Annotated in this window: 15 protein-coding genes; 8 read left to right on the plus strand and 7 right to left on the minus strand. The window is 69.4% G+C overall.

Annotated features, from left to right (window positions below):
* Window positions 1-770: phosphotransferase (locus tag VFL64_RS11705; protein WP_489540554.1), on the minus strand; the 770-nt coding region annotated here is incomplete at its 3' end.
* A 154-nt stretch (window positions 771-924) separates the two neighbouring features.
* On the opposite strand from VFL64_RS11705, the gene VFL64_RS11710 reads away from it, so the two are divergent.
* A complete protein-coding gene (locus VFL64_RS11710) occupies window positions 925-2,628 on the plus strand; it encodes an AMP-binding protein (RefSeq protein WP_489540555.1) in 1,704 nt (567 codons plus the stop codon).
* Between the two features lie 2 nt (window positions 2,629-2,630).
* Here VFL64_RS11710 and VFL64_RS11715 read toward each other — a convergent pair whose 3' ends face one another.
* The 3 genes from VFL64_RS11715 to VFL64_RS11725 form a co-directional block, all read right to left on the minus strand.
* Complete coding sequence (locus VFL64_RS11715) at window positions 2,631-3,737, minus strand: PAS domain S-box protein (RefSeq protein WP_489540556.1); 1,107 nt, start codon at window positions 3,735-3,737, stop codon at window positions 2,631-2,633.
* A gap of 82 nt (window positions 3,738-3,819) precedes the next feature.
* Window positions 3,820-5,211 carry a phenylacetate--CoA ligase family protein gene (locus VFL64_RS11720; RefSeq protein ID WP_489540557.1) on the minus strand — a complete coding sequence of 464 codons (1,392 nt, stop codon included), beginning with the start codon at window positions 5,209-5,211 and terminating at the stop codon, window positions 3,820-3,822.
* Between the two features lie 21 nt (window positions 5,212-5,232).
* Window positions 5,233-5,424 carry a YgaP family membrane protein gene (locus VFL64_RS11725; RefSeq protein ID WP_489540558.1) on the minus strand — a complete coding sequence of 64 codons (192 nt, stop codon included), beginning with the start codon at window positions 5,422-5,424 and terminating at the stop codon, window positions 5,233-5,235.
* A gap of 168 nt (window positions 5,425-5,592) precedes the next feature.
* Here VFL64_RS11725 and VFL64_RS11730 point away from each other — a divergent pair, with 168 nt between their 5' ends.
* The 3 genes from VFL64_RS11730 (at window position 5,593) to VFL64_RS11740 (ending at window position 7,585) form a co-directional block, all read left to right on the plus strand.
* Window positions 5,593-6,048, plus strand: coding sequence for a universal stress protein (locus tag VFL64_RS11730; protein ID WP_489540559.1), 456 nt, complete (start codon window positions 5,593-5,595; stop codon window positions 6,046-6,048).
* Between the two features lie 110 nt (window positions 6,049-6,158).
* Window positions 6,159-6,578, plus strand: coding sequence for an Hsp20/alpha crystallin family protein (locus VFL64_RS11735; protein WP_489540560.1), 420 nt, complete (start codon window positions 6,159-6,161; stop codon window positions 6,576-6,578).
* 20 nt (window positions 6,579-6,598) lie between these two features.
* Window positions 6,599-7,585, plus strand: coding sequence for a zinc-dependent alcohol dehydrogenase family protein (locus tag VFL64_RS11740; RefSeq protein ID WP_489540568.1), 987 nt, complete (start codon window positions 6,599-6,601; stop codon window positions 7,583-7,585).
* On the opposite strand, the gene VFL64_RS11745 is transcribed toward VFL64_RS11740, so the two are convergent.
* Window positions 7,582-9,279 (minus strand): ABC1 kinase family protein, encoded by a 1,698-nt coding sequence (locus VFL64_RS11745; RefSeq protein ID WP_489540561.1) that lies wholly within the window; start codon window positions 9,277-9,279, stop codon window positions 7,582-7,584. The two genes, VFL64_RS11740 and VFL64_RS11745, sit on opposite strands and share 4 nt — an antisense overlap.
* A gap of 49 nt (window positions 9,280-9,328) precedes the next feature.
* Complete coding sequence (locus VFL64_RS11750; RefSeq protein WP_489540562.1) at window positions 9,329-10,660, minus strand: HD-GYP domain-containing protein; 1,332 nt, start codon at window positions 10,658-10,660, stop codon at window positions 9,329-9,331.
* A gap of 217 nt (window positions 10,661-10,877) precedes the next feature.
* Here VFL64_RS11750 and VFL64_RS11755 point away from each other — a divergent pair, with 217 nt between their 5' ends.
* Window positions 10,878-12,737: a sensor domain-containing diguanylate cyclase gene (locus VFL64_RS11755; protein ID WP_489540563.1), complete on the plus strand. Its 1,860-nt coding sequence runs from the start codon at window positions 10,878-10,880 to the stop codon at window positions 12,735-12,737.
* Between the two features lie 3 nt (window positions 12,738-12,740).
* Here VFL64_RS11755 and VFL64_RS11760 read toward each other — a convergent pair whose 3' ends face one another.
* Complete coding sequence (locus VFL64_RS11760) at window positions 12,741-13,862, minus strand: MupA/Atu3671 family FMN-dependent luciferase-like monooxygenase (protein ID WP_489540564.1); 1,122 nt, start codon at window positions 13,860-13,862, stop codon at window positions 12,741-12,743.
* A gap of 189 nt (window positions 13,863-14,051) precedes the next feature.
* On the opposite strand from VFL64_RS11760, the gene VFL64_RS11765 reads away from it, so the two are divergent.
* The 3 genes from VFL64_RS11765 to VFL64_RS11775 form a co-directional block, all read left to right on the plus strand.
* Window positions 14,052-14,915 (plus strand): diiron oxygenase, encoded by an 864-nt coding sequence (locus tag VFL64_RS11765; protein ID WP_489540565.1) that lies wholly within the window; start codon window positions 14,052-14,054, stop codon window positions 14,913-14,915.
* 93 nt (window positions 14,916-15,008) lie between these two features.
* Window positions 15,009-15,857, plus strand: coding sequence for a universal stress protein (locus tag VFL64_RS11770; RefSeq protein WP_489540566.1), 849 nt, complete (start codon window positions 15,009-15,011; stop codon window positions 15,855-15,857).
* A 10-nt stretch (window positions 15,858-15,867) separates the two neighbouring features.
* Window positions 15,868-17,122 (plus strand): acetate--CoA ligase family protein (locus VFL64_RS11775; RefSeq protein WP_489540567.1); only part of this gene is annotated, 1,255 nt, incomplete at its 3' end.

A 17,122-nucleotide genomic window follows, 5' to 3' on the forward strand; every position in this document is an offset into this window, starting at 1 on the left:
GCCAGGTCGTCCATCACGTCGATCCAGCGCAGCGCCGGGTCGAACTCGATGCAGTCGAAGGCGGTCACCTCGCCGTTGTCCAGCAGCACCGTGTTGGACAGGTGCAGGTCGCCGTGGCACTCGCGGATGGCCTGCGTGGCGCGCCGCTGCTCGAAGGCCGGCCGCAGCGCTGTCCCCTGCACCGCCACCCACTGCTGCAGCGAGCGCACGTCGGCACTGCGGTCGCCAAGCTGCTTCAGCACCGCCTGCACCCGGCCGATCACGGCAGCCGGCGTGCCAAACCCGGAGTTCGGCGCCGCACACGGCGCGGTCGCGTGGAAGCGCGCGAGCTGGTGTGCGAGCCGGTCGATGTGCTGCGGCTCCAGCCGGCCATCGGCCAGGCGTTGCGACAGCAGCGCATCTTCCGGGAAGCGCCTCATGCGCACCGCATGGTCGATGGGTTCGCCGTCGTCATCGCCATCGCCACCCAGGTGCGGTGATTCGAACGTGCCGGTCACGGGCTCCACGTCCAGGTAGAGCTGCGGCGCCAGCCGGCGGTTCAGGCGCAGCTCCTCGCGGCAGAAGTGCTCGCGCCGCTGCGGCGTGCTGAAGTCGACGAAGGGCAGGCGCACCGGCTTCTTGAGCTTGTAGACCGTCTGCGGCGTCAGCAGAAGGCTGGAGATGTGCGTCTCGATGCGCGAGACGGGCTGCCCCGTCGCCTGCTCCAGCTGGCGCTGCAGCGCACTCACATAGGCAGCGTGGGCCTGGGAATCCAGCGGGGCATCGGGCATGGGGGCAGTCTGCGCCGCGCGATGGGCCTGGGCTTGACATCGCTCAACCCGGCGCAAGGCAAAGCCAGGCCCGGCCCGCCGCTTTGCGCAGGCGCAAACCGCCCTGGCCGCCGCGCGCTAGGGTGGGTTCAAGCCAACTGAAGGAGACAACGCAATGGACAAGCCCTGGCTCAAGCACTACCCGCCTGGTGTGCCGGCTGAGATCAACCCTCACCCCTTCCCGTCGCTGCCGGCCTTCTTCGACGATTGCTGCGAGCGCTTCGGCGCCCGCCAGGCCTTCGTCAACATGGGCTCGGGCCTGAGCTTCACCGAAGCCGCCGAACTGACGCGCCACCTCGCCGGCTACCTGCAGGGGCTCAAGCTCCCCAAGGGCGCCCGGGTGGCCGTGATGATGCCCAACTCGCTGCAGTACCCGATCGCCGTGTTCGGCGCCTTGCGGGCGGGCATGACGGTGGTCAACGTGAACCCGATGTACACCCCGAGCGAGCTGGCGTTCCAGCTGGGCAACGCGCAGGCGAGCGTCATCGTCGTGCTGGAGAACTTCGCGCACACGTTGCAGCAGGCCTTGCCGATGGTGCCCTCACTCAAGCACGTGGTGGTCACGCAGATCGGCGACCTCTTCCCGCCCTCGCGCCGCTGGCTGGTCAACTTCGTGGTGCGCACCGTGAAGGGCATGGTGCCGGAGTGGTCCATTCCACAGGCGCTGCACTTGCGCGAGGCGCTGGCAATCGGCCAGCGCGCCGGCGTCGAACCGGTCGCGCTCACGCCAAGCGACCTTGCCTTCATCCAGTACACCGGAGGCACCACCGGCCGGCCCAAGGGCGCTGCGCTGACGCACGGCAACCTGATGGCCAATGTGGAGCAGACGACCGCGTGGCTGGCCGGCGCGCTCAAACCCGGTGAAGAGACGGTGATCACCGCCTTGCCGCTGTACCACGTGTTCGCGCTGACGGCGAACCTCATGATGTTCCTGAAGCTCGGCGGCACCAACGTGCTGGTCAGCGACCCGCGCGACATGCCGCGCTTCATCGAGGTGCTGCACAAGACGCGCTTCACGGTGATCACCGGCGTCAACACGCTCTTCAACGCCCTGCTCGAAGCGCCCCGCTTCGACGCCGTCCGCCAGGCCAACGCCGGCGCCTTGAAGCTCAGCGTGGCCGGCGGGATGGCGGTGCAGCGGCAGGTCGCCGCGCGCTGGCAGGAGGCGATGGGCGTGCCGATCGTCGAAGGCTACGGGCTCAGCGAGACCTCGCCCATCGTCTGCGCCAACCCGGCAGACGCCCCGCACTTCACCGGCATGCTCGGCCTGCCCATCCCGTCGACCGAGGTGGCCATCCTCGACGAGGACGGCCGGCCGCTGCCGCTCGGCCAGATCGGCGAGATCTGCGTGCGCGGGCCGCAGGTCATGCGTGGCTACTGGAACGCACCCGAAGAGACCGCCAAGGTGTTCCTCGAAGGCGGCTGGTTGCGCACCGGCGACATCGGCGTGATGGACGAGAACGGCTATGTGCGCTTCGTCGACCGGGCCAAGGATCTGGTGGTGGTCTCGGGCTTCAAGGCCTACCCCGCCGAGATCGAGGAGGTGGTGCGCACCTGTCCCGGCGTGGCCGACTGCGGCGTGGTCGGCGTGCCCGACGAGGCGGCCGGCGAGGCGGTGGCGCTGGCCGTGGTGCGCCGCGACCCGACGCTGACGGAAGAGACCGTGCGCGAGCACTGCCGCACGCACCTCACCCGCTACAAGCAGCCTTCGATCATCGTGTTCCGCGACGAGTTGCCGCGCACGCCACTCGGCAAGGTGTTGCACCGCCAGCTGCGCGACGAGTTGATGCACCAGGCCCAGGACGCCACGGCGCATTGATCTCAGCGCTGGCCGGCCGACGCTTCGCGAACGTAGTGGCGCAGCGCGGGCAGGTCGGGGATCTCGATGTTGCGCCGGTTGCCGCACGAGAAGCGGATCAGCCGCTCGCGCTCCAGCGCCACCATCGCGCGGCTCACCGATTCGAGCCGCAGGCCGACATGGCCGCCGATCTCGGCGCGGCTGGCGGGCAGCGTGATGTGGTCGTTGCGCATGCCGCAGTGGTCGAGGTCGTCGGCCCAGCGGCAGAGGAAGGCCGCCACGCGGCCATCGGCGGGCAGGCTGTGCATCGCCATGACTGCTTCGCGCTCGCGCGCGTGCTGGCGTGCCATCGCGGCATGCATCGCGCGCAGCAGCTCCGGGTGAAGCACGCCGGCCTGCATCAAGGCGTCATAGCGCACGCTCCACACCTCGCCTGTATCGGCTGCCACGGCGCTGCAGCCGTGGCGCCCGTCGGCGAGCCCGTCGAAGCCCAGCCAGTCGCCCTTGAAGAGCATGGTGATCAGCTCCTCGTGCCCTTCCGCGGTCACGCTCATGAGCTTGCAAAGCCCGAAGCGCACGATGTACAGATCCCGGAACCGCTCACCGGCGCGATACAGGGTGTCGCCTGCATGCACGCGGCGGCTGTGAAGGGGCAGCTTGCCCTGGAACATATGCTGGGCGTCAACAGCCGTCGGTGGCGTGGCGAGGGGCGCGTCGGACACGTCGGATGGGGCCGGTTGCTGGATCTGCTCCAGCAGATCCAGCCGCTCACTCACATCGCGCCCACAGGAGAGGTAGTGCGCGATCCGGCCGGTCTCGTCGAACAGCGGGCGGATCGTCTTCTCCTCGTGAAAGAGGCTGCCGTCGCGCCGCCGATTGACCAGCACGCCATGGAACGCGTGCCCTGCGTGGAGGGTGCTCCACAGATCGCGGTAGAACCCCTCCGGCTGGATGCCGGACTTCACGATGGCCGGTGTTCGCCCGAGTGCTTCGTCTTCGCCGTAGCCGGTCAAGGCCTCGAAGGCCGGGTTGACGTATTCGATGGTCCCCACCGGGTCGGTGACGTAAGCCGACTCGTCGCTGCCTTCCAGCAGCCAGCTTGCCCGTTCGACGATGCTGTCCTTGCCCATTCCGGTGCCTCCTGGTGGATGCCGCTGGCGGTGCCAACGCATCTACTGTCGAACCGGATGCACGTCGCCGGCTTGATCAGGGTCAACGTCGCCCCAAGCCCGAGGGTGTTGTGTGGAGCCCGACCACCCGTTGCACCTTCCCGCCCGCCCCGCGCCGGGCGGGCGGCCCGGCGTGGCAGCTCACCCGCACCTCGCCAGCCCCCAGGCTTGCAAGGTAGTGGGTGAGCGATCGGACGGCACGGCTCGACAGCTCCCGCGGCGCCCCACCCTCGCCGCCCGCCAGGATCACGATCTCGGCCGGCCCACGCTGGACGACCTGGAAGTCGACCAGCCCGGCCTCGTCTTCCAGCACCGTGCACACCGCCAGCGGCAGCACGCTCACCTCCCGCCCCTGCGATGACAGGTGCAAGGTGTCGTCGTGGCGACCCTGCACCTCGATCACGGGCAGGTGCGAGCCGCATCTGCAGCGCCCGGCCTGGACGGCCACACGGTCGCCAAGGTCGTAGCGGATCAGCGGCTGCACGCGGTTCGCCAGGTTGGTGAGCAGCGAGGTGGCGCCGAGCTGGCCGTCGGGCACCGGCTGGCCGGTCTCGTCAACCGATTCGAGGATGGCCCAGTCGCTGTTGAGGTGCAGGTGGCCGCAGCGGCACTGCGAGGCCAGCGCCAGGAACTCCGAGGCGCCATAGCTGTTGACGACGGCGCAACCGAATGCCTGCTCGAGGTGGCGGCGCATCGCCGCCGACAGCGACTCGCCCCCGGTCCACACCTCGCCCGGGCGGATGCGCAGGCGGCCTGCCCGCTGTTCCTCGGCCAGCAGCACCGCCGAACTCGGGTAGGTGGAGACGATGCTCGGCTGGAGCGCGTTCAGTTGCGACACCAACTCGGCGGTGGGCCGCAGGAACGACAGCTCGTGCAGGCGGCCCGCGAGCACCGGGTTCAGGCGCCGCAGCCGCCGGATCGACGCGATGCCGGCAAAGTGCCCGTCCGTCGCACCGACGAACACGATGCGTTCGCCGGCGCACCACGGGTCCGCCAGCCGCCGTGCCGACCACGGGCGGCGCTGCGCCTCGAGCGCGTCGTAGACCGCGAGGGCGCTGTCGTCCTGCACGAAGACGCCTGGCTCGCCCGAGCTGCCCGAGCTCTGCCAGACGGTGTAGCCGCGCGGCCCGGGTTCACCGATGCGCCGGCCGTCGGCCATGAAACGCTGCACGGCGTCGAGGTGCAGCAGCGGGTCGGTGACCCAGTCGTCGAAGTGCGCCATCAGCTCGCGCTTGCGGGTGATCGGCAGCGAACGCAACGAGGTGCGAGCGGGGTCGGTTCCCGCCAGCAGGCGCTGGAACAGCGGCGACCTCGCCTTGGCATGGCGCAGCAAGGCCCGCAGCCGGCTCGTCTGCAAGGCCGCGAGCGTTTGCGGGGCCGCCAGCGACGCGGCCATGACCTCGCCCGCCACGGTGCTCCACAGCCACGGGTCCATGGCCGGCGCGTCGCAGCGAGCCTACTTCTTGATGCCGCAGGTGTTCACGCCGAGCAGGCTGTACAGCGGGCACCAGCCGATGGCGGCCGTGGCCAGCGGGATCAGGCCGACCCATCCCCATGGGCCGATGGCGCCGGCGAGCGTGGCACCGATCAGGCCCACGCCGACGATGGCGCGCAAGGCGCGGTCCAGGTTGTGTTCGTTGCGGTTCATGGACGATCTCCTTTGACTCGTGACAGGGCTGATGCCGGCAAGCATGCCTGCGGCAGGGATCGGGGGCGTGACATAGATCAACCCACCCGCCAGGGCGGTGCCGAGAATCGGTGCGCCCACCGCCCTGGCCAGGCGTAGGCCCCTGTCGCTTGGCCGCAAGGACGCCCCATGTACGCCAAGATCCTGGTTCCCATCGACGGAAGCCTCACCTCCAAGCGCGGCCTGAGTGAGGCGATCGGGTTGGCCAGGCAGCTGAAGTGCCAGCTGGTGCTGATGACCGTGGTGGACGACTTTCCGATGACGGTCGAATGGGCTTCCGCCGATGCGTTCGAACAGACGCGACGCCGCATGGTCCAACTCGGTGAAGACGTGCTCGCCGACGGCCGAAGAATCGCGGGTGAAGCCGGTGTGCCCTGCGAAACCGCCTTGCGCGAGGTGACCACGGAGCGAGCCGCGGACTCGATCGTGAGCGAAGCGGTCAAGCAGGGCTGCGAGCTGATCGTCATGGGAACGCACGGCCGGCGCGGCCTCAACCGGCTGGCCATGGGCAGCGACGCCGAACTGGTGGTGCGCGAATCGCCGGTGCCGGTGCTGCTGGTGCGCAACCCCGACGCCCCGGCCTGAGGATGCGCCGCTTTGACGAAACGCAATCACATGCCGCGCGCATTGTCGAAAGATCAGATCGTCGCGGGGCGCGATCGTCTCGCGGCGCCACATTCACACAGGAGAGAAAGATGAACGCATTGACCCGCTTCGAGCGACTGAACGACTTCTTCCCGGATCTCTTTCGCGGCTTTCCGCGCAGCCTTCGCCTGGCCGAGGACATGCCGAAAGACATCCTCATCGACGTGACAGAAACCGACAAGCAGTACGAGGTGCGCGCGCAGATCCCCGGTGCCCGCAAGGAAGACATCCGCGTGTCCGTCAACCACAACTTTGTCTCCATCAGCGCCGAGATCAAGCGCGAGAAGGAAGAGAAGCAAGGCGCGCGGGTGCTGTTGACCGAAACGTACACCGGCATGGTGTCTCGCGGCTTCACGCTGGAGCATGAAGTCGACGCCAAAGACGTCGTCGCGAAGCTGGACGCCGGCGTGCTCACCTTGACGTTGCCCAAGCGCGAAGGCTCCGGCAGCCGGACCATCGCCATCCAATGACCGGGCCTGCGGGCCCGTCGATGCGCGCCATGGTCTTGCGTGGCAAGCATCGCCCGCTTGAGCTCGATGAGCGTCCTGTGCCCAAGCCAGGCCGTGGCGAGCTGCTCGTCAAGGTGCTGGCCTGCGGCGTCTGCCGCACCGACTTGCACATCGCCGACGGCGAGTTGACTCCGCCTTGCGGCTGTGTCGTGCCGGGCCACGAAGTGGTCGGCACCGTCGATGAGCTCGGCGAGGGCGTGGCAGCTTGGCGGGTGGGCGACCGGGTCGGCATTCCCTGGCTCGGCTGGGCCTGCGGTGAATGCGACGCGTGCCGCCGCGGGCGCGAGAACCTGTGCGCGCAGGCCGTCTTCACCGGCCTGGGCCGGGACGGCGGCTATGCCTCGCACGTGGTGGCCCATGCCGACTTCTGCATTGCGCTGCCGCCCACGCTCGACCCGGTCGAGACAGCGCCCTTCCTGTGCGCCGGGCTCATCGGCTGGCGGGCCTTGCAGGCCTGCGGAGACGAGGCGCGCGTGGTCGGCCTCTACGGCTTCGGCGCGTCCGCCCACCTGATCGCGCAGGTGGCCAAGGCCCAGGGGCGACGCGTCTTCGCCATGACGCGGCCCGGGGACACGCAGCGACAGGCCTTCGCCCTGAGCCTCGGTGCCGACTGGGCGGGCGGCACCGACGTGCCGCCCCCCGAACCGCTGGACGCAGCGATCCTGTTTGCGCCCGACGGCGCGCTGGTGCCGCTCGCCCTCTCGCGCGTGAAGCGCGGTGGCCGGGTGGTCTGCGCCGGCATCCACATGAGCGACATCCCGGCGTTCCCCTACGCGCTGCTCTGGGGCGAGCGCGAGATCCGTTCGGTCGCCAACCTGACCCGTGCTGATGCGGTCGACTTCTTTGCCTTCGTGCAGAAGCACCCGCTGAAGGCGCACGCGACCCCGTATCCCCTGTCACGCGCGAACGAAGCGCTGGAGGCGCTGCGCAGCGGCAGCTTGAACGGCGCGGCAGTGCTGGTTCCCTAGTCGTGCCGCCCGCTGCGCAAGATCGAGCGCACCAGCCAGAGCGCGCCCGCGCAGGCACCGATGAACCCCAGCAGTCCGAAGGCGGGCAGGCCGAACAGGACAGGCCCGCCGCGCACCGTCATCACGATGGACGAGCCGACGATCAGGGCCGCCACCACCAGCCCCACTGTCAGGCGGCTGGCGGCGCGGTCGAGCTGGTCGCCGACGCGGTCGAGGTGGCGCACCTCGATGTGAACCTGCACGCCGCCGTGGCGCACGTTGCGCAGCAGGCGCGCCAGGTCGTCGGGCACGGCGGCCAGCAGGCCGGCCATGCGGCTCAGCGACTGCCAGCTGCGCCGCGCAATGGCCTTCGGCTGGTAGCGCGCCCGCATCGCGCGCTTGAGCAAGGGCAAGGCCTCGGCGGCCATGTGGAAGTCGGGGTCGAGCCCTCGCCCCATGCCTTCCACCGACACGAAGGCCTTGATCAGCAGCGCCAGGTCCGAGGGCAGGCTCAGCTGATGCCGGCGCAGGATCTCGGTCACGTCGGTCAGCATGTTGGCCAGGCTCAGGCGCGCCAGCGGCACGCCGTGGTAGGCGTCGACAAAGGCTTCGATGTCGCTGTTCAGCAGCGCCTCGGCCTCGGCCGTGCCGTCGGCCCACTCCAGCAGCACGTCGGCCACCTTGGTGGCGTCGCGCTGCACCAGGCCGAGCATCAGCGTGAGCAGTTCGTCGCGGCGCTGGGCCGAGAGCCGCCCCACCATGCCGAAGTCGATGAAGGCAATGCGGTTGCCCGGCAGGTAGAACACGTTGCCGGGGTGTGGGTCGGCGTGGAAGAGGCCGTCTTCCACCACCATCTTCATCACGGCCTGAGCGCCCCGCCTGGCGAGCAGCTTGCGGTCGATGCCTTCGTGCGCGGCCTTCTCCAGCGCGTCGCCGGGAATGCCGTCGACGAAGCCCTGCACGTTCACCCGCTCGTGCGTCCAGTCCCAGTACACCTTGGGGATCACGATCTCGGGCTGCTCGCTGAAGTTGGCCGCAATGCGCTCGGCCTGCCGGCATTCGTTGGCCAGGTCGAGCTCGCGGCGCAGCGAGCGGCCGAACTCCTGCACCAGGGCCAGGGGGCGGTAGGGCCGCAGCTCCGGCCAGCGGTTGGCCGCGATGGTGGCCAGGCGCTCCAGCAGGCGCAGGTCGGCTTCCACCACCGGGCGGATGCCGGGCCGGCGCACCTTCACCACCACCTCCGTGCCGTCGTGCAGACGGGCCCGGTGCACCTGGGCGATGGAGGCCGCGGCCAGGGGTGTCTCATCGAACCAGGCGAAGACTTGTGCCGGCTCGCCGCCCAGGTCTTCGACCAGCTGCGCACGCAGGTCGGCGAAGGGCACCGCCGGCACGCGGCTGTGCAGCTTGCCGAACTCGGCGATCCACTCCGGGGCGAACAGATCGGCGCGGCCGGCGAGGATCTGGCCGAGCTTGACGAAGGTCGGCCCCAGCTCCTCCAGCGCGCGGCGCACCTGCAGCGGCGGTGAAAGGCGGGCCAGCTCGGCGGCGCTGGTCCAGTGGACCAGCCGGCCGGCCTTCTCCAGCACGTCGGCCCAGCCCATGCGGCGCACGGCATCGCCCAGGCCATGGCGCACCAGCACAGCCACGATCTCCTGCAGGCGGCCGAGTTCGCGCGTCGTGGGAAGCGCGCCGGTCATGGGGGTGCTGCTGCTCATGGCGGCGAGTCTAGGGGCGTCCGGCCCCCCATGCTTGAGCCGCGTCAAGCTACGCAGTGAGGCCCTCAGGCACGCCTTGCCCGCCCTTCAGGCGGCCCACGATCGAGTACACGAGCCGTTGACCGTCCAGGCTGAGCTGAGCGGCGCGCAGCTGCTGCTCGCGTTCGAGTTCCCGCATGCGCCACTCCATCTCGTCGACCAGCGTCACGATCTCCGAATAGATGCGCGCGTCGCGCAGCGCAGCCAGTTCGGCCACGATGCGCTCCGGTGACTCGGCGTCGAAGCCGGTGCTTGAAAACGAAGCGCGGATGCGCTGGATGCGGCGCAGTCCCGACTCCAGCACCAAGCGGGCCGGCGGCGCAGCCGCTGCGATCTGCTCCTCGATCCAGGCTTGCGCTTCGAGAAAACGACCGAGCGTGGCCGCGATGCGCAAGATGCGTGGCACCACCTCTTCAAGCGGGGGCGCGGTCGCCAGCTCGATCGGCATGTCGGGCACCGACCGGGCCGCCGACGAGACGGCATCGAGCAGCGCCGGACAGAACTCGCCCGGCACGAGGCGCGCCGCCATGCTGGCGCGAAGCAGCGGCGTCACGCCGGACTCCACCATGCCCATCAGCCATTCGGCCGCGGCGAGGATCTGCCCGTCGAGCGTGAACTCGTCGCCCCCCAGGCCGCTGGGGTAGCCGAAGCCGTCGAGGCGCTCATGGTGCATCAGCACCGCGTTGGCCACTGCGCCGCCGGCGCCCACCATGTCGCGCAGCACGCGGTAGGCGATCAGCGGGTGCGCGGCGATGTGCCGCCACTGCAGGGCGTCCAGGCGCGTGCTCTTTTGCACGAGTTCCGGCTCGATGTAGAGCTCGCCGATGTCGTGCACCAGGCCGGCCGTGGCGAGCGTGCGGTGGCGTTCGATCTCGCCGGGCATGAGCTTGCGGGCCAATGCCATCGCCAACGCAGCCACACCCACCGCGTGCTCCACGCGCGCCTCCTGCTGCTGGGCGTAGACGGTCAGCAGCGACTGCATGGGCGTCGAAAGGCTGAGCTTGGCCAGCGACTCGGGGATCGAGCGCGATCGCTCGGGTGCGCACAGCGCCTGCAACAAGGGGTGCCGCTCCAGCAACTGGGCGGCGACGGGGCCGAAGCGGGCGGGGATCAGTCCGTCGACGATCTCCAGGCAGTCTTCCAGCGGCTTGGCCAGCTTGTGGCGCAGCAGCCGCTCGCGCGTGCCGGCGTCGATGCGCGCGCCCTTGGCCAGCAGCTTGATCCCGTTGCCGGTGAGGATGTCTTCCGACACCGCCACGTCGTGGGCCTGCGCCGTCGACACCACATGGTTCAGGTAGTGCGGGTTGACCTCGTCGGTGGGTTCGGCACGGGTATCGGTCATGGGTGTTCCGGAGGACTCGGCGCGAGCCTTCGAGCGATGACGCTATATCGGCCTGCGGCGCGCAGGCTTGAGTTCCTGGCAGCTCCGCTTGATCCAGATCAAGGCATGACCGGTTTTCGCTTGCATTCGGGCATTTAGTCTCGAACGAAACCGGCGCATTCTCGACCACTCCCCATAGAGTGTCTGTTGGGCTCCGCGCGTGCCCCCGCAAAGGAACATGGGCACACAGCAAACCGTCACGACGTTCCCGCTCGGCCGTGTGGTCGCCATCAGCAATGTGCTCATCCTGGGCCTCATCGCAGCGACGGCCGTGCACATGCTGCGGCTCAGCCACCAGGCCCACCTCGAGCAGGCACGCCAGGCGACCGAGAACCTCGCATTGACCCTGAGCGCGGGCATCGCGTCGGACATCAAGCAGATCGACAACGTGCTGGCGTCCACGCGCATGCAGGTGGACTCAGCGCAGCCGGTGGCTGTCGGTGCACCACGGGTTGCCGTGGTCGCGGAAAACAACCGCTTGCTCGTGCCGGAGATCGACGCGCTGCGCGTGACCGATGCGCAGGGGCAAGTGCTCAACGGCGACGGCCCGGGCGTCGTGATGGTGAACGATCGGCCGTATTTCGAAGAGGCCCGAAGCGCGCCCGGCAAGCTCGTCTTCTCCGAGCCCTTGCAGGACCGGATCATCCGCAAGTGGGGCCTCGTGCTCGCACGCGCAAGAACCGACGACGACGGCCGCTTCCAGGGCATCGTCTATGCCGTGCTCTCGAACGACTACTTCCTGCATTCCTTCGAGAACGTGCGCCTGGGTGGCAGCGGGGCGGTGTCGCTGCGCACCGGGTCGCTGAGCCTGGTGGCGCGGTACGTGCCGGGCCAGGCCGGCTCGGACGCTTCGATCGGCACCCGCCACGTCTCGCCCGAGCTGAAAGCGGCCCTGGCGGCCGACCCGGCCAAGGGCTTCTATGTTTCGCATACCGCGATCGACGGCCTCGAACGAGCCAACGCCTACCACCGGGTGGAGGGCTATCCGCTGATGGTCATTGTGGGCCTGAGCACCGAGGACTTCTACAGCCCCTGGAAGCGCGAAGTCGCCACCATTGCCGGGGTCGCAGGCCTCCTGGCGGCCATGGTGATCGCGCTCTCGCTGCTGGTGAGCCGGGCGCAGTCGGCGCTGCTCAAGATGCACCGCTCCATCGAGACGCTCGCGGCCGAACAGCAGGTGGTGCTCGACAACGAACTCGTGGGCATGGCGAGGCTACACAACCGCGTCGAGGTCTGGCACAACCGCGCGCTCGACAGGATGTTCGGCTACGAACTCGGGGAGCTGTCGGGCACGCCTGCACGCCTGCTGCATGCCGACGACGAGTCGTTCCAGCGCATCGGCCTGGCCTACGCGCTGCTGGACAAGGGCGAGAAGTTCCGCACCCAGCTGCGCATGCGCCGCAAGGACGGCAGCCTGATCTGGATCGACCTGAGCGGCGTGCGCCTGCCCAATGGCGAATCGCTCTGGATGATGGTCGACATCACCGCCTTGAAAGAGACCGAGTTCAAGGCCCGGCATATGGCGCTGCACGATTCCTTGACGGGGCTCGCGAACCGCTCCGGGCTGGAAGCCGACCTGGGAGCGCTGCTCGACCAGGCGCGTCGCGATGGCAGCCAGGTCGCGCTGTGCTTCGTGGACCTGGACGGGTTCAAGAACGTCAACGACCAGCACGGCCACGAGGCGGGCGACACCCTGCTTCGCATGGCCGCCCAGCGCATCGCCTCCTGCACGCGGTCGCACGACATGGTGGCGCGGCTGGGAGGCGACGAGTTCGTCGTCGTGCTCACCCAGCTGCACGACCCGGCAGAGATCGTGCCCGCGCTCGAACGTGTGGTCGAAGTGCTCAGCACGCCCTTCTCCGTGGGCGGCGGCGTCGAGGCCCGCATCGGTGCGAGCCTGGGCGTGGCGGTGTTTCCGCAGGACGGCGGCGACGTGGACAGCCTGCTGTCCAAGGCCGATGCGGCCATGTACGCCGCCAAGCGAACCGGCAAGGGGCGGTTCGCTTTCCACAGCGAGGACGGGGCCCGCGCCAGCTGAACCTCAGGCCAGGGCCTCTTCTTCGAGGTCGGACAGCTGCGCGAGCTGGCGCAGCTCATCGAGCGCGGGCAGCGCGGCGAGCACGTCGTCGGTTCCCACGCCGAAGTCGATCAGGCAGGCGACCTCGTCCACCTCGATGGCGCGCAGCCGCTCGGTCATCTCCAGGCAGGCGTCCATGGTGCCCAGCAGCGAGCTGGTGGCGTAGTAGCGCTCGAACGAGTACTCCAGGGCGAGATCGAGGTCTTGCTGCGAAGGCGGCTGCTCCGACAGCGGGCACTGCTTCTGGAAGAAAGGCACGGCCGCGGTGTAGTTGCCGACGAGGTTCAGCGAGCTGGCCAGGTAGCGCATCATCGGCGCCTTCACCTTCTGCCGCACCTGCGCATCGTCTTCGCCGACGAAGGTGTGCAGCATCAGCGTGACGGTGCCTTCGCCCGCATGGCCGGCTTCGCGCCGGGCCTGGCGGTAGGCCGCGATCTTGGTGCCGAGCGCCTCGACCGACTGGCCGAGCAGGTGCGTGAGGATGTTGAGCCCCTGTGCTCCGGCGCGCTGGAAGGTCTGCGGGTTGCTGGCCGCCGTGATCCAGATGGGCAACTCCGACTGAACGGGCCGCGGCATGGTGTGCAGCTGCACGCGGTCGCCAAGCGGGTTGACGGCCTCGAAGGGCTCGCCCTGCCACAGCCTGCGCAACTCCTGCACGCGCTCGAACACCAACTCGTTGCGCCGCTCGTAGTTGCCCGGTGCGGCAAGCACGAAGTCGTTGGGGAACCAGCCCGATGCGAGCGCCAGGTCGACCCGGCCACCCGAGAGAAAGTCGACCATCGACCACTCCTCGACCACGCGCGCCGGGTGGTGCAAGGGCACCACCACGCTGCCGGAGCGGATGCGCACCCGCTTCGTCACCGTGGCGAGCGCCGCAGCCATCACCGAGGGGTTGGGCGACAGCCCGCCGAACGCATGGAAGTGCCGCTCGGGCGACCACACGGCCGAGAAGCCGTGCTCGTCGGCGAAACGCGCGCTGTCCAGGATCAGGCGGCGCTGGTCCGCGTGGCTCGTGTTCGCATCGTCGTTGCCGAAGTAGTAGAGGCCGAAGGCGAGCGGCCGGGGGGCGTGGGCGGTCGTGGTCATGGTGGATAGCTGTCGTGGCGTATCGCCCGCATTGAAGGGCTCGCCGCGGGGCGTGGCCTTGACCGATGTCAAGGCCGTTCGCGGGCCCCACCGGTCCAGGGGGTGCGTGACCGGGGTTTGATCAAACTCACGGCGGCTGTGCGCCGGGCGAACCACCATCGAACGAACTGCCACTACCCGCTTCGCTCCATGGAAACCGCTTCGCAGATTGCCGTGCGCCTGTCCAAGGCTTCGTGCAAGAAGTTCTATGACGTCTACAACAGCTTCGACTGGCCGGCCGAACTGCAGGAGGGCGCGTGGTGCATGCCGCCCGAACTGATCTCGCTCTACGGCACGCCAGCCTACGAAGCGCTCGACGAGCCGACCCGGCAGCGCCTGAGCCTGTACGAGCTCGCCAACCTCTTCAGCCTGGTGCTGCAGGGCGAGCGGCTGCTGGTGCAGGGGCTGGCGCACCGCCTGTACAGCACCAGCAACAACCGCGAGATCACCGAGTACCTGCATCACTTCCTCGACGAGGAGAACAAGCACATGGTGATGTTCGGCGAGTTCTGCCACCGCTACGCGGGCAAGGTGTACCCCGAGAAGAAGCTGGCCCTGCCGCGCGAGTACGCCAAGGGCGAAGAGGAAGTGGTCTTCTTCTGCATGGCGATGGTGGTGGAGGAGCTGGGCGACTACTACAACGTGCTCATCGGCCGCGACGAGCGTGTCGATCCGCTGGTGCGCGAGATCAATCGCTTCCACCACGTCGACGAAGCCCGCCACCTCGCCTTCGGCCGGCTCTACCTGGCCGAACTGTTCGAGCGCTATGCGCCGCACTGGTCGGCGCAGTCCCTCGCCGGCTTCAGGCGCTGGCTGGCCGACTACCTGAAGGCCTCCTGGGCCGACTACTACAACCCGGCCGTCTACCGCGACGCCGGCATCGCCGATGCGTACGACGTGCGGCAGATGGCGCTGGCGCACCCGGCCACCGCGCAGCATCGGCGGCAGGTCACCGACAAGCTGATGGGCTACTTCATCAAGGTCGGCCTGCTGACGGAAGCGGCTCCGCTCTGAGAGGCTGGGAAGTTTGATTCAGCGCAAGATTGCGCACCCGCCCTTGTGTGAACCTGTGCGCACCCCACAACGCCGTTCCGCGAGGAGACCGCCATGACCTATCGCAGCATGCTCGTCCTGCTGGACGACGACCCCTTGCGCGCCAAGCGCGTCCAGGCCGCCATCGAGCTGGCCAGGAGCTTCGAGGCGCATCTCACCGGGCTGGCCCCGACCGGGCTGGTGGAGCTGCCAGGCACCCTGGCGGTCGCGGCGCAGGCGGCATCGGCGGAGTTCTCGAGGGTCGCCCGCCTGGCGCTGGCCGAGCAGGCACAGGCCAGCGCGAAGGCGTTCGACGACGCCTGCGTGGCGGCCAAGTTCAGCAGCTGCCGATCCGTTGTCGTCGAAACCGCGGCGGCGGACGGCTTGCTGGGCCAGTCGCACGGACACGACCTCATCGTCCTGAGCCAGCCCAACCCGGAATCACCCAACTACGCGGCGCAGCTCGAGGTCGTCGAACGCCTGGTGCTGTTCAGCGCCCGGCCCACGCTGCTGCTCCCGTATGCCGGCACCTTCAACGCGCCGTACCAGAACGTGCTCGTGGCCTGGGACGGCAGCCGCGAGTCCGACCGGGCCATCGCCGATGCGCTGCCCTTCCTGCGCAAGGCACGCCGCACGGACGTCATTGCCTGGCAGGAGAAGGGCCTGATGGCCAACGCCACGCCGACCACCGAACTCGACAGCGTGCGCGCCTGGCTCGCCCGCCACGGCGTCACGGCCGAGGTGCGCAGCGAAGAGCCTTCCGCACCGATCGCCGACGCCATCCTGTCGCGCACGGCCGACCTCGACACCGACCTGCTGGTGATGGGCGGCTACGGCCACACCCGCTGGACGGAGCGCCTGATGGGCGGTGCCACGCGCGGCATCCTGGCCACCATGACGGTGCCGGTGCTGATGTCGCGTTGATGTCGCGCTGATGAGCATCCGCCACCTCGACCGGCTGCTGGAGCCGCGGTCGATTGCGGTCATCGGCGCATCGGACCGCGCTGCCAGCGTCGGCGCGACGGTGTGGCGGAACCTGCGCAGCGGCGCCTTCGCCGGCCCGGTCTGGCCGGTCAACCCGAAGCACGACACGCTCGGCGATGTGCCGGTCTTCGCCTCGGTCGAAGCCCTGCCCGCCGCGCCCGACCTGGCCGTCATCTGCACCCCCGCGCCCACGGTGCCCGGCCTGATCGACGCGCTGGGCCGCCTGGGCACGCGCGCCGCCATCGTGATGACGGCCGGCCTGGACCGCGACACGCGCGCCGCCATGCTGGCCCGCGCCCGCCCCCACCTGCTGCGGGTGCTGGGCCCCAACTGCCTGGGCCTGCTGTCACCGCGCATCGGCCTCAATGCAAGCTTTGCGCACGTGGACGCGCGCGCAGGCGACCTCGCCTTCATCTCGCAGTCCGGCGCCCTGGTGACGGCCGTCCTCGACTGGGCGCGCCCGCGCGGCATCGGCTTCTCGCACATGGTGTCGCTCGGCGACCATGCCGACGTCGACTTCGGCGACCTGCTCGACCACCTGGCGAGCGACCCGCACACGCGCTCGATCCTGCTGTACGTCGAATCGGTGGAGTCCACGCGCAAGTTCATGTCGGCCGCGCGCGCTGCCGCCCGCAACAAGCCGGTGGTGGTGGTCAAGGCCGGGCGCGGCGCCAAGGGCGCGGCCGCCGCGGCCTCGCACACCGGCGCGCTGGCCGGCTCCGACCTGGTCTACGACGCCGCCATCCGCCGCGCCGGCATGCTGCGCGTGGACAGCCTGGAAGACCTCTTCATCGCGGCCGAAACCCTCACCCGCTTCGGCCGCAACCGCGACACGGCGCTCACCATCATGACCAACGGCGGCGGTGCCGGTGTGATGGCCGCCGACGCGGCGGAGTCCGCCGGCGTGCCGCTGGCCGACCTCGACCCGGCGGTGCTGGCAACGCTGGACGAGGTGCTGCCCGCCACCTGGTCGCGCCGCAACCCGGTCGACATCATCGGAGACGCCCCCGCGCAGCGCTACATCGACACCTTGAACGCCCTGCTGTCGACACCCGACTCCGGCGCCATCCTCTTCATCCATGCGCCCACGGCGATCGTGCGCAGCGACGACATTGCCCGCGCCTGCCTCCCTGTGGCGCAGCAGGCGAGCGGCCGGCTGCTCTCGTGCTGGCTCGGAGACGACGCGGTGTTGCCGGCCCGCCGCC

The sequence above is a fragment of the Rhizobacter sp. genome, from assembly GCF_035702065.1.
In the GTDB taxonomy this organism is placed as follows: Bacteria; Pseudomonadota; Gammaproteobacteria; order Burkholderiales; family Burkholderiaceae_C; genus Rhizobacter.